This is a genomic window from Rhodococcus sp. Chr-9 (assembly GCF_000801125.1).
In the GTDB taxonomy this organism is placed as follows: Bacteria; Actinomycetota; Actinomycetes; order Mycobacteriales; family Mycobacteriaceae; genus Rhodococcus; species Rhodococcus pyridinivorans.
The window spans coordinates 440645-453716 of record NZ_JTIZ01000122.1; the positions used below are offsets into that span (position 1 = coordinate 440645).

Annotated in this window: 12 protein-coding genes and 2 pseudogenes; 12 read left to right on the forward strand and 2 right to left on the reverse strand. The window is 69.2% G+C overall.

Going from position 1 to position 13072, the window contains the following annotated elements:
- Window positions 1–4: 4 nt before the first annotated feature.
- Window positions 5–1201, reverse strand: coding sequence for a SpoIIE family protein phosphatase (locus QR64_RS21175; RefSeq protein WP_033096571.1), 1197 nt, complete (start codon window positions 1199–1201; stop codon window positions 5–7).
- A complete protein-coding gene (locus tag QR64_RS21180; protein WP_039587074.1) occupies window positions 1198–2019 on the reverse strand; it encodes an alpha/beta fold hydrolase in 822 nt (273 codons plus the stop codon). Before QR64_RS21180 ends, QR64_RS21175 begins: the two co-directional genes overlap by 4 nt.
- A gap of 142 nt (window positions 2020–2161) precedes the next feature.
- On the opposite strand from QR64_RS21180, the gene QR64_RS21185 reads away from it, so the two are divergent.
- The 12 genes and pseudogenes from QR64_RS21185 (at window position 2162) to QR64_RS21235 (ending at window position 12993) form a co-directional block, all read left to right on the forward strand.
- On the forward strand, window positions 2162–2986 hold the full coding sequence (locus QR64_RS21185) for an acyl-CoA thioesterase (RefSeq protein ID WP_006551386.1): 825 nt from the start codon (window positions 2162–2164) through the stop codon (window positions 2984–2986).
- Between the two features lie 76 nt (window positions 2987–3062).
- Window positions 3063–3470 (forward strand): annotated as a pseudogene (gene pdxT, locus QR64_RS28335) (pyridoxal 5'-phosphate synthase glutaminase subunit PdxT); the annotation flags it as partial.
- A 1-nt stretch (window position 3471) separates the two neighbouring features.
- Window positions 3472–3696 (forward strand): annotated as a pseudogene (locus QR64_RS28340) (pyridoxal 5'-phosphate synthase glutaminase subunit PdxT); the annotation flags it as partial.
- A 105-nt stretch (window positions 3697–3801) separates the two neighbouring features.
- Complete coding sequence (locus tag QR64_RS21195; RefSeq protein WP_006551388.1) at window positions 3802–4554, forward strand: YebC/PmpR family DNA-binding transcriptional regulator; 753 nt, start codon at window positions 3802–3804, stop codon at window positions 4552–4554.
- A gap of 197 nt (window positions 4555–4751) precedes the next feature.
- On the forward strand, window positions 4752–5330 hold the full coding sequence (gene ruvC / locus QR64_RS21200; RefSeq protein ID WP_033096573.1) for a crossover junction endodeoxyribonuclease RuvC: 579 nt from the start codon (window positions 4752–4754) through the stop codon (window positions 5328–5330).
- Complete coding sequence (gene ruvA / locus QR64_RS21205) at window positions 5327–5923, forward strand: Holliday junction branch migration protein RuvA (protein WP_006551390.1); 597 nt, start codon at window positions 5327–5329, stop codon at window positions 5921–5923. Before ruvC ends, ruvA begins: the two co-directional genes overlap by 4 nt.
- Window positions 5924–6018: 95 nt before the next feature.
- Window positions 6019–7116, forward strand: a complete 1098-nt coding sequence (gene ruvB, locus QR64_RS21210) for a Holliday junction branch migration DNA helicase RuvB (protein WP_230809613.1) — start codon at window positions 6019–6021, stop codon at window positions 7114–7116.
- A 128-nt stretch (window positions 7117–7244) separates the two neighbouring features.
- On the forward strand, window positions 7245–7574 hold the full coding sequence (gene yajC, locus QR64_RS21215) for a preprotein translocase subunit YajC (RefSeq protein WP_006551392.1): 330 nt from the start codon (window positions 7245–7247) through the stop codon (window positions 7572–7574).
- 110 nt (window positions 7575–7684) lie between these two features.
- Window positions 7685–9481 (forward strand): protein translocase subunit SecD, encoded by a 1797-nt coding sequence (gene secD / locus QR64_RS21220; RefSeq protein ID WP_039587077.1) that lies wholly within the window; start codon window positions 7685–7687, stop codon window positions 9479–9481.
- A 2-nt stretch (window positions 9482–9483) separates the two neighbouring features.
- A complete protein-coding gene (gene secF, locus QR64_RS21225; RefSeq protein ID WP_230809464.1) occupies window positions 9484–10686 on the forward strand; it encodes a protein translocase subunit SecF in 1203 nt (400 codons plus the stop codon).
- A gap of 1 nt (window position 10687) precedes the next feature.
- Window positions 10688–12439 carry an ABC transporter substrate-binding protein gene (locus QR64_RS21230; protein WP_006551395.1) on the forward strand — a complete coding sequence of 584 codons (1752 nt, stop codon included), beginning with the start codon at window positions 10688–10690 and terminating at the stop codon, window positions 12437–12439.
- Window positions 12436–12993, forward strand: a complete 558-nt coding sequence (locus QR64_RS21235) for an adenine phosphoribosyltransferase (protein ID WP_006551396.1) — start codon at window positions 12436–12438, stop codon at window positions 12991–12993. Before QR64_RS21230 ends, QR64_RS21235 begins: the two co-directional genes overlap by 4 nt.
- Window positions 12994–13072 lie beyond the last annotated feature (79 nt).

Genomic DNA, 13072 nt, shown 5'->3' on the forward strand with positions numbered 1-13072 from the left:
CGTTCTACCGGGGCGCGTGCAGGGCGAGCAGGGCGACGTCGTCCTGCACGCCCGCCCCGAGCGTCGCGAGCGCCTCGCGGACGGCCCCGACCGCTTCCGCCGCGCTCGTCGGTTTCGATGCGCGGACGTGCTCGAGGAGCCGGTCCTCCCCGAAGCGTTCACGGGTCTCACCGGAGACGAGGGCCTCGGTCACCCCGTCGGTGTACAGCAGCAGCGTGTCGCCGGGGCGCAGCGCGAAGGTGTGCTCGACGAGCCGCGGCGTGGGCAGCATTCCGATCAGCTGTCCGCCGATCGTGGGGAGATAGTCGACGTTGCCGTTCGCGCGCACGAGGAGCGGCGGCGGATGCCCACCCGAGGCGAGACGGATGTCGACCCGTCCGGTGTCCGGATCGGGCGCGACCGTGCCGAAGGTGAGCGTGCAGAAGGGGGCTCGCGTTTCGCTGTCGCGTTCGTCGAGCAGGGTGGTGTTGAGCGTCCTGAGCGCCGCGGACGGGACCGTCTCGTAGACCGCCGCGGCGCGCAGCGTGTAGCGGACGATCGACGTCACCGCCGCTGCGCGAGCGCCCTTTCCGCACACATCGCCGAGGAACAGCCCCCACGTGCCGGCGCGCGCGGGGAACAGGTCGTAGAAGTCGCCGCCGACCTCGTCGGGGGACGCGATGTGGTAGTACGCGTCGACCTCGAGTCCCGGTACCGCGGGCAGGCTCGGCGGAAGAAGGGTCGCCTGGAGTGTGGCGTTGATCGTGCGGAGCCGCTCACGCTCGAGTTCGGCCTCGCGACGGGCACGGAGCAGTTCCGTCTCGTAGGCGCGGCGCTCGCGGGCATCGAACAGCATCGTGCGGATCAGCGTGGGCCTGCCCTCGGCGTCCGGCTCGACCACCGAGGCGGCCAGGACCGGCAGCCGGGTCCGGTCGGCACGGACGAGTTCGAGGGCGATCCCGTTGATCTGTCCGTGCATGAGGAGGAGCGGCGCGTAGTGGGTCTCGTGGTAGATGCGGCCGCCCACGCTGAGAAGGTCCGAGAAGTACCGCTTGCCGACCAGTTCGTCGCTCGTGAACCCGAGCCAGTCCGTCAAGGTCCGGTTGATCTCCGTGATCCGGCCGTCCGGGAGCGTCGTCAGGAATCCGCACGGCGCGTTGTCGTACAGCGCATCGCCGTGTCGGATACGGGGATCGAGGGTTCGATCGGTCGTCGCCGTCACCCCGATCGGCGCGCGAACGCCGCGATCGCGGATGCTGTCTCTTCGGGTGCGCTGAGCTGCGGGCAGTGGCCGTTCGCGTTCAGGGTCACGAGTTCGCTCCCGGGGATCTGCTCGTGAACGAAGGCACCGACCTCGCGCGGAGCGATCGCATCGTGGGCGCACTGGGCGACGAGCGTGGGCACCGACACCGCGGCCAGGTCGGAGCGGTTGTCGGACAGGAAGGTCACCCGGGCGAAGACGCGCGCCACCTCGGGATCCGTGCGGCAGAAGATCTCGGCGAGTTCGTCGCCGAGCTCCGGTCGCTCGGGATTGCCCATGATGACCGGCGCCATCGACTCGGTCCAGCCCAGATAGTTCGCCTCGAGGGATTCGAGCAGCTCGTCGATGTCGTCGGTGCTGAACCCACCTCGGTATCCGCTGGCCGGATCGTCGATGAAGCGCGGGGACGGCGCGAGCAGCACGAGACCGGAGAAGACCTCCGGGGCAGCGGCCGCCGCGAGGACACCGATCGATGCGCTCACCGAGTGGCCGACGAAGAGCACCTGCCCGAGATCCAGGCTCCGGCACAGGTCCACGACGTCCTCGGCGTAGGTCTCCATCCGCGAGTAGCGCTGGGAGTCCCAGGCGGTCGCATCGGAACGCCCGGAGCCGACGTGGTCGAACCGCACCACGGTGAAGTCGGGTTCGAGCAGCGGGATCATCAGGCGCCACAGGTGCTGGTCGCAGCCGAAACCGTGCGCGAGGACGACCACCGGGCCCTGTCGGTTGCCCGTGATCGTCACGCTGTTCCTGCGCACCATATCGGTGACTTGTCGCATTGCACCCCCTCCGTTCTCCCGAGGGTGTCATATTCGCTACTCGATAGCGATCCCGGTTCTCTCGCCACCTTCCGGGGACACGGCGTTCGGCACACCTCCGTGCAGCTAGCCTTCTTGCGTACGGTGCACAGAAGGAGTTCCCATGGCGAAGATCGAGCAGATCCTGGCACTCGAACAGATCGAGAACGACATCTTCCGGGGCATAGCGACGGAGACGTTGCTGCCGCGGACGTTCGGTGGTCAGGTGGCCGGTCAGGCGCTCGTGTCGGCGGTCCGCACTGTCGATCCCGCATTCGGGGTCCACTCGCTGCACGGCTACTTCCTCCGGCCGGGGAACCCGACGATGCAGATCGTCTACCTCGTCGACCGGATCCGCGACGGCCGCTCCTTCTGCACCCGGCGCGTGACGGCCGTCCAGGACGGCAAGGCGATCTTCACGATGTCGGCGTCGTTCCACGTACGCGACGAGGGGATCGAGCACCAGGACACGATTCCGCGGGTGCCGGCTCCGGAGGAACTGCCCGATCCGGAGACTGTGGTCGACGACGCGACCCTGCTGTGGGCGAAGAAGGAATGGGCCGAATGGGACTTCCGGTTCGTTCCCCGCGACCGGATGGACTCGTCGAGCAGGATGGCTGCACAGCAGCAGCTGTGGTTCAAGTCCCGCGAGATCCTCCCCGACGACCCGGTCTTCCACGTGTGCACGCTCGCGTACATGAGCGACATGACGTTGCTCGGCTCGGCGAGTGTCGGCCACGACGACGAACGGACGCAGGGTGCATCGCTGGACCACGCGATGTGGTTCCTGCGGCCGTTCCGCGCCGACGACTGGCTGCTTTACGACCAGACGTCACCCTCCGCCGGGCTGGGGCGCGCACTGACCCAGGGGCGGATCTTCGATCGCAACGGCAACATGGTCGCGGCGGTGGTGCAGGAAGGACTCACGCGGTACCTGCGCGAGTCCTGAACGAGGGCGTCCCCGACGAAGACGTCCCTACAAAGTGCCTGCGCATCGGCGACCCCGAACGGACAGGCAGGCAACGGTGACCATTTCCTCTCCCACGATCGGCGTCCTGGCATTGCAGGGCGACGTCCGCGAACATCGCAGCGTTCTCGAGGAGGCAGGCGCGCGGACGATCGCGGTGCGTCGCGAACGCGAACTCGACGAGGTCGACGGCATCGTCCTTCCGGGAGGCGAATCCACTACGGTCAGCCGTCTGCTGCGTGTGTTCGATCTGCTCGAACCGCTGCGGGCCCGGTTGGAGGCCGGGCTGCCCGCCTACGGTTCGTGTGCCGGCATGATCCTGCTCGCCTCCCGGGTGCTCGACACCACCGAGGACGCCGAACACCTCGACGCCCTCGACATCGTGGTGCGCCGCAACGCCTTCGGCCGGCAGGTCGACTCGTTCGAGACCGACCTGCCGATGACGGGTCTCGGCGACGGGCCGGTGNATCCGAGCCCCGTGGGTGGAGGAGATCGGGCCCGACGTGGAGGTCCTGGCCACGGTTCCGGACGGGCCGGCGGCGGGCCGGGTGGTCGCAGTGCGGCAGGGCGCTGTGATCGCGACGTCCTTCCACCCCGAGATCACCGGTGACCATCGCGTGCACCGGCTGTTCGTGGAGACCGTGCGCTCGGCGACCCGACCTCGGGTGCGCCCGACGGCCTCGGCGACATGACGACACGGCCACCGTGCCGGTGGCCCACACCGGGAGCGAGTAGAATCGACTCTCCGACCTGTCGGTTGACGCCGACCACACTTCTCCGGAAGGGGCTCGAAGCGAATGAGCGGCCACTCCAAATGGGCCACCACCAAGCACAAGAAGGCGGTCATCGATGCCAAGCGCGGCAAGATGTTCGCGAAGCTCATCAAGAACATCGAGGTGGCGGCTCGGACCGGTGGTGGCGACCCGGCGGGTAACCCGACCCTGTTCGACGCCATCCAGAAGGCGAAGAAGAGCTCGGTCCCGAACGACAACATCGAGCGTGCCCGCAAGCGTGGCGGCGGTGAGGAAGCCGGCGGTGCCGACTGGCAGACCATCACCTACGAGGGCTACGGCCCCAACGGTGTCGCGCTGCTCATCGAGTGTCTGACCGACAACCGCAACCGCGCCGCGGGCGAGGTCCGCACGGCGATGACCCGCAACGGCGGCAACATGGCCGATCCGGGTTCGGTCGCCTACCTGTTCACCCGCAAGGGCGTCGTCGTGCTCGAGAAGAACGGCCGCTCCGAGGACGAGATCCTCGAGGTCGTCCTCGAAGCGGGTGCCGAGGAGATCAACGATCTCGGCGACTCCTTCGAGATCGTCTCCGAGGCGTCCGACCTGATCGCCGTGCGTACGGCTCTCGTCGACGCCGGCATCGACTACGACTCGGCCGACCCCGATTTCCGGGCGTCCGTCGAGGTGCCGGTCGACGCCGAGGGTGCACGCAAGGTCATGAAGCTGGTCGACGCGCTCGAAGACTGCGACGACGTGCAGAACGTCTACACGAACGTCGACATCTCCGACGACGTCCTCGCCGAACTCGACGCCTGAGCGACGCTCTCGTCGTAGTCGTCCACGAGCGACGCTCGTCGTACTTGTCACAGCGGCCGGGGTCGCGTGTCGGTCTCCCGGCACCCGATCCCGGCCGCTATGCTCTCGAACAGGCGTTCGCAATCGTGCGAAGCAAGGTCGGGTCCGTCGAAGGCGTCGGAAACCCGGCCGTATTCGGGTGTCGAGAGGTGAGTCGGGTGCGCGTGATGGGTGTCGACCCCGGTCTGACCCGATGTGGTCTGGGGATGGTCGACACGGGACGCGGACGCGACGTGATCCCCGTCGCCGTCGGTGTCATCCGCACCTCGCCCGAACTCGACCTCGAGCACCGGCTCCTCAAGGTCTCCGACTCGGTCGAGGAGTGGATGGACCGCTACAAGCCCGACGTCGTCGCGATCGAGCGCGTGTTCTCCCAGCACAACGTGCGCACCGCGATGGGCACCGCGCAGGCCGGCGGCGTCGTCGCCCTGGCTGCGGCGCGTCGCTCGATCCCGGTCATGTTCCACACGCCGAGCGAGGTGAAGGCCGCGGTCACCGGCAGTGGCACGGCCGACAAGAAGCAGGTGACCACGATGATCACCCGCATCCTCAAGCTCGACGCCGCGCCGAAGCCCGCCGACGCCGCCGACGCGCTCGCGCTGGCCGTCGCACACTGTTGGCGGGCCCCGCTGATCGCCAGACTCGCGGCCGCCGAAGCTGCGGCCGCCCAGCAGAAGAAACGCTACGAGGAGCGGCTGCGCGAACAGTCGGCCGCACGGAAGGCAGGTAGCCGGTGATCGCCTCGGTACACGGCGAGGTACTCGACATAGCCCTCGACCACGTGGTGATCGAGGCGGGTGGGATCGGCTATCGGATCAACACCACACCTGCGACCCTCGCCGGTCTCCGGCGCGGCGAGCAGGCCAGACTCGCCACCGCGATGATCGTGCGCGAGGACTCCATGACGCTGTACGGCTTCGTGGACGCCGAGGCGCGCGAACTGTTCGGCCTGCTGCAGACGGTCAGCGGCGTCGGCCCCCGGCTCGCCATGGCCACGCTCGCCGTCCTCGAACCCGATGCGCTGCGGGCGGCTCTCGCCGACGGCAACACCGCAGCGCTGACGCGGGTACCCGGGATCGGCAAGCGTGGCGCCGAACGCATGATCGTCGAACTGCGCGACAAGGTCGCGGCCTTCGGCGCCACGGGATCGTCGCCTGTCGCGGCCGGTGCCTCGCCGCTGCGCGACCAGATCGTCGAGGCGCTGGTCGGCCTCGGATTCACGCCGCGTCAGGCCGAACCGGCCGCCGACAAGGTCCTTGCCGAGGAGCCGGGCGCCGACGTCTCGACGGCACTGCGCTCGGCGCTCAAGCTGCTGGGTAGGTCGCGGTGACCGACGAGTACCGTGAGTTCGAGGCCTCAGGAGCGGCCCGCGAATTCGATGCTGCATCGGCCGACCGCGAGCGGTCGCCGGTCACGGCGGAGCATCTGCCCTCCGACAGCGACATCGAGACCAGTCTGCGCCCGACCAGTCTCGACGACTTCATCGGGCAACCGCGGGTCCGCGAACAGCTGCAGCTCGTTCTGCGAGGAGCGAAGCTGCGCGGCGGCACTCCCGATCACATCCTCCTGTCCGGTCCGCCCGGTCTCGGCAAGACGTCGATGGCGATGATCATCGCCGCCGAACTCGGCACGTCACTGAGACTGACCTCCGGTCCCGCGCTCGAACGCGCCGGTGATCTCGCTGCGATGCTGTCGAACCTCGCGGAGGGCGACGTGCTGTTCATCGACGAGATCCACCGCATCGCCCGACCGGCGGAGGAGATGCTGTATCTGGCGATGGAGGACTTCCGCGTCGACGTCGTGGTGGGCAAGGGGCCCGGCGCGACGTCCATCCCGCTCGAGGTCGCACCCTTCACCCTCGTCGGCGCGACCACCCGTTCCGGTGCCCTCACCGGCCCGCTGCGCGACCGGTTCGGTTTCACTGCGCACATGGACTTCTACGAGCCCCCCGAGCTGCAGCGCATCCTGCACCGCTCCGCATCGATCCTCGGGATCGCTCTCCGCGACGACGCCGCCGCGGAGATCGCCGGTCGCTCCCGCGGCACGCCGCGTATCGCCAACCGGTTGCTGCGCCGCGTCCGCGACTACGCCGACGTGCGCGCCGACGGTGTCGTGACCCGGGCCGTGGCCCAGGCCGCGCTCGAGGTGTACGACGTCGACCCGATCGGTCTCGATCGTCTCGATCGCGCCGTTCTCGGCGCACTCGTCCGCAGTTTCGGTGGTGGCCCGGTCGGCGTGTCGACACTCGCGGTGGCCGTGGGGGAGGAGCCCGCCACCGTCGAGGAGGTGTGCGAGCCGTTCCTGGTCCGTGCCGGCATGGTCGCGCGCACTCCGCGCGGACGTGTGGCCACGCAGGCCGCTTGGTTGCAGCTCGGCCTCACCCCGCCGCCGGAGGCCGCCACCGGGGGCATCGAGGTGCGTGCGCGCGAACCACAGCTCGAGCTGTTCGAGGACGACCCGGACACGACCCTCGAGGGCGGTGTCGATCCGTCCGACCCGGACGATCCGGACGTACGGAGGTAGGGCCCTCGCCCGGGGAATGGCACACTGGTCTACTGCGTCGGTCCGTGGAGGCCGATCCCGACGTCGTGGTGCCGCATGCGCCACCACGACNACCACCCACCGACAACGACCGAGGACTGACTTCAACGATGGAACTGCTCTTCCCTCTCCTGATCCTGGCACTGCTCGTCCCGACCTTTCTGGGCGTGCGGCGTCAGAAGAAGGAGATGCAGAAGGTGACGGCGCTGCAGGACTCCCTGCGCATCGGCGACCGCGTGATGACCACCGCGGGTCTGCACGCCACGGTGGCCGCCCTCGCCGACGACACCGTCGATCTCGAGATCGCGCCGGGTGTCGTCACGACCTGGTCGCGTCTGGTCATCCGGGAGCGCGTCGAGACCGAGACCCCGCAGGATCCGGATCTGCTCCGCAAGGACGACGATGCGAACCCGCCGGAGGGACGTCCGACCGAATACTGACAGCCGATTCGCGACGCACGGTTTCGGCACCGGAGTCTCCGGTGCCGGTGCCGAGCGCCGCGCGACTGCACCCGACCACCACTCACTCGCATCGAGGAGACTGACAGACCGTGGCACCTTCCAACGGATCGGTGCATCCCGTGCGCGCTCTCGCCCTGTTCGGGGTGATTCTCGCCGCGTTGTATGCACTGGTCTTCTTCACCGGGGACAAGTCGCCCACCCCGAAGCTGGGCATCGACCTGCAGGGTGGCACCCGCGTCACCCTCACCGCGCGAACCCCCGACGGGAGCAGCCCGAGTCCGGACAGCCTCCGCCAGGCCCAGCAGATCATCGAGACCCGCGTCAACGGGCTCGGTGTGTCGGGTTCGGAGGTGATCGTCGAGGGCGACAACCTCGTGATCACCGTCCCGGGTGAGGACAGCGCCCAGGCCAGGACGCTGGGCCAGACCGCCCGGCTGTACATCAGGCCGGTGATCGGGGGACCGATCGACGCGAACATGACCGCCGAGGATCTCGCCGAGCAGCCCGGTGCCGGTACCCCCGAGGGCGGGCTGCCCGCAGAACCGGCCCCTGCCGAACCGGCACCCGGTGAACCCGCGCCGGCCGACCAGGCTCCGCCCGCCGACGCACCCGAACCGCAGGGACGTCCGTTCCCCGCGCAGGATCCCACCGCGCCCACCGACGCCCCGGCACCGGCCGAGACGCCCGAGGCCCCCGTCGAGGCGCCCCAGGCTCCGGCCGAGCCCTCCGGAGCACCCGACGCTCCCGAGAACGACGGCTCGCTCACGCCGCAGGAACAGGCGGCTGCAGACATCGCCACGGCCAAGGCCACCCGTCAGAGCGAGGACCCCGCCGTGCAGCAGGCGGCGGCTCTCGCCCTCGACTGCTCCGCGGCCGACCCGCTCGCCGGCAACGACGACCCGGCGCTTCCGCTCGTCGCGTGCTCGACCGACGGCACCGCGATCTACCTGCTGGGCCCGAGCATCATCGACGGCCAGCAGATCGAGGACGCGACCTCCGGTTTCAATCAGCAGCAGTCGCGCTACGAGGTCAGCCTGACCTTCGACAGCGAGGGCAGCAATACGTGGGCGCAGTTCACCGCCGCGAACATCGGTCAGCAGGCCGCCTTCGTGCTCGACTCGAAGGTCGTCAGCGCGCCCGTGATCCAGGGCGCCACCCCCGCCGGCAGCGCCACCTCGATCACCGGCCAGTTCACGAATACGCAGGCCGCAGAGCTGGCGAACACCCTCAAGTACGGGTCGTTGCCGCTGTCGTTCGTGGCATCCGAAGCCGAGACCGTCTCCGCCACTCTGGGTCTGGCTTCGCTCGAGGCCGGGCTGATCGCCGGTGCGGTGGGTCTGGCGCTGGTGCTCCTGTTCTGCCTCGCGTACTACCGGATGCTCGGACTGCTCACCGCGCTGTCGCTCGTTCTCTCGGGAATGGCGGTCTACGCGGTCATGGTGCTGCTCGGCAGATACATCGGGTTCACGCTCGACCTCGCCGGCGTCGCCGGTCTGATCATCGGTATCGGCATGACCGCCGACTCGTTCGTCGTGTTCTTCGAACGGATCAAGGACGAGATCCGCGAGGGGCGGAGTTTCCGTTCCGCGGTGCCGCGCGGCTGGGCACGGGCCCGCCGCACGATTCTCTCCGGTAACGCGGTCAGCTTCATCGCTGCCGCCGTGCTCTACGTCCTGGCCGTCGGTCAGGTCCGCGGCTTCGCGTTCACCCTCGGCCTCACCACGATCCTCGACGTCGTCGTCGTGTTCCTGGTGACCTGGCCGCTGGTGTTCCTGGCCTCGAAGTCGAAGTTCTGGTCCAAGCCGAGCGTGAACGGTCTGGGCGCGATCCAGCAGGTGGCCGACGAGCGTCGTCTCGTCGCCGCGACCGCTGCGAAGGAGGCGTGACGATGACCGACACGACCACGACGACGGCCGCGCCGCAGCACAGCCGACTGTCCCGTCTGTACACCGGCACGGGCGCCTTCGAGATCGTCGGACGCCGCAAGCGGTGGTACATCGTCACCGCGGTGATCGTGTTGATCGCCCTGCTCAGCATGCTGCTGCGCGGATTCAGCTGGGGTATCGACTTCGAGGGCGGCACCCGCATCCAGATGCCGGCCGTGCCGGGCGTCTCCGTCGAGGAAGTCGAGACCGTCTTCAGCGACACCATCGGCTTCGAACCCGAGGCGGTGCAGACTGTCGGCGCCGGCGACGGAGCGACCGTCCAGATCCGGTCGGAGACTCTCGACGGCGAGCAGGTCGCCGAGTTGCAGACCGCGCTGTTCGAGGAGTTCCAGCCCGCCGGGCCGGACGGTGAGCCGTCCCGCAACTCGATCAGCGTCGCCGACGTCAGCGAGACGTGGGGAAGCCAGATCACCAACAAGGCGCTCATCGCGCTGGTGGTCTTCCTCGTCATCGTCAGCATCTACATCACGATCCGATACCAGCGGAACATGGCGATCGCAGCGATCACCGCCCTGTTCTTCGACATCATCGTGACAGCGGGTGTCTACGCCCTCGTCGGCTTCGAGGTCAGTCCTGCGACCGTCATCGGTCTGCTCACGATCCTCGGTTTCTCGCTCTACGACACGGTCGTCGTCTTCGACAAGGTCGAGGAGAACACCCGCGGCATCCTGCACCTGCACCGCCGCACCTACGCCGAGCAGGCCAACCTCGCCGTCAACCAGACGCTCATGCGCTCGATCAACACCACGATCATCTCGGTGTTGCCGGTGCTGGCGCTGATGGTCATCGCGGTGTGGCTCCTCGGTGTGGGCACGCTCAAGGACCTCGCCCTCGTCCAGTTGGTCGGCATCGTCGTCGGTACCTTCTCGTCGATCTTCTTCGCGACCCCGTTGCTGGTTACGCTCGAGGAATGGCGTGGTCCGGTCGCGAAGCACACCCGCAAGGTGCTCGCCAAGCGGGAGGAGGCCGCCGCCCGCGCGGCGAAGGCCGGGACGACGGCCGGATCGCAGTCGGCCGACGCGGTCGACGCAAAGGTGGTGCCGACGGTGCAGGGCGCCGGACCCCTGCCCGACCGGGCGACGGTCCGTCGCGGCCCTGCCCCCGGGGCACGACCCACCGGAAAGCGCGGCAAGAGAAGGTCCTGACATGGCGGTGAGCGAGCGGAACGACCCGACGACGAGGCGGTCGCCGAGGCGCCGCGGCACGCTCCTCGCGTGCGCGGCGGTGGCCTCGACACTCGCGTTCTCCACCGTCGCGTGCGGCACGGACGAGGAACCGGTGCACTCGATCGGGTACGCGATCGACAACACGGTGACGACCTACAACGCGAACACCGTCGACGGTGCGGCCTCGGGCGCGCGCCAGGCGTTCGCCCGGGTGCTGCCGGGCTTCGGCTACGTCGGTCCGCAGGGCCGGGTGATCGCGGACACCGACATCGGCACTGCCTCGGTCGTGCCCGGTGAGGGGCTCACCGTGCAGTACCGCCTGTCGCCGGACGCGGTCTACTCCGACGGTGTGCCCATGTCCTGCGACGACCTCGTCCTGGCCTGGGCTGCGTCGAGCGGACGCTTCACCGCTCCCGACGAGTCCGGCGAGCAGGTCCCGCTGTTCGACGCTGCCCATCGTGGTGGTTACGCCGACATCGACCGGGTCGACTGTCAGCCCGGGTCGAAGGAGGCCACCGTCGTCTTCCGACCCGGCCGCGAGGACACGAACTGGAAGGCGCTGTTCGGGGCCACCGAGCTGATGCCGGCCCACGTGGCGGCAGGAAGGTCGGGTGTGTCCGACCTGGTCGGAGCGATCACGGCGAACGACACCGAGGCCGTCCGGCGCATCGCGGAGTTCTGGAACACCGGCTGGACCCTCACCCCGGGTGAGATCGATCCGGCGCTGTTCCCGTCCGCGGGCCCGTACCGCCTCGAGTCGTACACCGCCGAGGACGGCCTGACGCTCGTCGCGAACGAGCGGTGGTGGGGGAACGCCCCGGGCACCGACCGCATCGTCGTCTGGCCGCGCGGCACCGACACGTCCGCGGCCGCGGAGGACGGCCGCATCCACGTCGTCGACGTGGCCGAGGGATCCGTCGGCCACAGCAACCTCGGCGACGGCGCCGACGTCTCCACCGTCGTCTCACGCAACCTCGAACAACTGGTGTTCGCCACGAGCGGTGTCTTCCAGGACCCGGCGGCGCGCCGCGCCGTCGCCCTGTGCACGCCTCGCACACAGCTGTTCGACGAACTCGGCGTGTCCGACGAGTCGAACGGCGTCACGGGCCCGATCACCTCGCGGCTCCTGGCGCCCGACTCGCCGCTGTACCCGCAGACCGTGCCGACCGCCGAAGGCTACGCCGAGGTCGACATCGACGCCGCGCGTTCCGAACGTGAGGCCTCCGGTCAGGACCGCATGCAGGTCCGCATCGGCTATCTCGGACCGGACGAGCGCCGCGCGCGCACCGTCGAGTTGATCGGCGAATCCTGCCGTGAGGCGGGCATCGAGATCGTCGACGCCGGCTCCGACACCTTCACGCCGTCGCAGCTGACGGCGGGGGAGGTCGACGCGATCCTCGTCGGGACGGCCACGGCCGCCGGTGCCGGTGGCGCCGCCGACATGGAGCACGCCCGCGACGCACTGCACTCCGGGGCCGGCAGCAACGTCGGCGGTTATTCGATCGGCCGCGTCGACGAACTGCTCGACGGCCTGCTCGTGGCGAAGGACAACGCGGCCATCGCGGGACTCGCGACCGAGGCCGAACGCATCCTGTGGGGCGACGTTCCCACCCTGCCCCTGTTCGCGCAGCCCCGCACGATCGGGTTCGCGGCGGGAATGCATGCCGGGGTGCCCAACCCGACGACCGCGGGTGCGGGCTGGAACATGGACCGGTGGATACTCGGAGGATGAGCGCTCAACGGATCGGCGATACGCGGCTCGTCGAAGAAGCTGCCGTGGCCGTGGCCGAACACACCCGATGGGTCGACGATTTCCCGACCGCGGGTGTCCGTTTCGCCGACCTGACGCCCGTCTTCGCCGACGGACCGTCCTTCTCGGCCGTGATCGCGGCGCTGGCCTCCGCGGCACCCGACGCCGAACTCGTCGCCGGTATCGATGCGCGCGGCTTCCTCCTCGGCGGCGGCATCGCCCGCACCCTGGGGGTGGGCGTGCTCGCCGTCCGCAAGGCGGGCAAACTCCCGCCGCCCGTCCAGACCTGTGAATACAGCCTCGAATACGGCACCGCCGCGATCGAGATCCCGGGCGACTGGATGGCCCTGCAGGGCCGCAAGGTGCTCGTCGTCGACGACGTCCTTGCGACCGGCGGAACCCTCGCCGCCACCGTCGAACTGCTCGAACGCGTCGGCGCCGAGGTCGTCGGGATCACCGTCGTCACCGAGATCGAAGCCCTCGGCGGCCGGACGCGACTGCAGAAGTACCCGCTGACGTCTCTCATGCGGATCTGAGGGATAGAGTTGCCACAGGTGCCGGTGAACCCGCCGGGCCCGTACGGTCCGGACATGCGCATCGGTGACGAACCGGGTT

Bases quoted from the DNA above. Each gene is read 5' to 3' on its own strand.
- QR64_RS21235 (WP_006551396.1), top strand. From the start codon at position 12,436: ATGAGCGCTCAACGGATCGGCGATACGCGGCTCGTCGAAGAAGCTGCC.
- QR64_RS21185 (WP_006551386.1), top strand. From the start codon at position 2,162: ATGGCGAAGATCGAGCAGATCCTGGCACTCGAACAGATCGAGAACGAC.
- QR64_RS21195 (WP_006551388.1), top strand. From the start codon at position 3,802: ATGAGCGGCCACTCCAAATGGGCCACCACCAAGCACAAGAAGGCGGTC.
- QR64_RS21230 (WP_006551395.1), top strand. From the start codon at position 10,688: ATGGCGGTGAGCGAGCGGAACGACCCGACGACGAGGCGGTCGCCGAGG.
- QR64_RS21180 (WP_039587074.1), bottom strand. From the start codon at position 2,019: ATGCGACAAGTCACCGATATGGTGCGCAGGAACAGCGTGACGATCACG.
- yajC (WP_006551392.1), top strand. From the start codon at position 7,245: ATGGAACTGCTCTTCCCTCTCCTGATCCTGGCACTGCTCGTCCCGACC.
- secF (WP_230809464.1), top strand. From the start codon at position 9,484: ATGACCGACACGACCACGACGACGGCCGCGCCGCAGCACAGCCGACTG.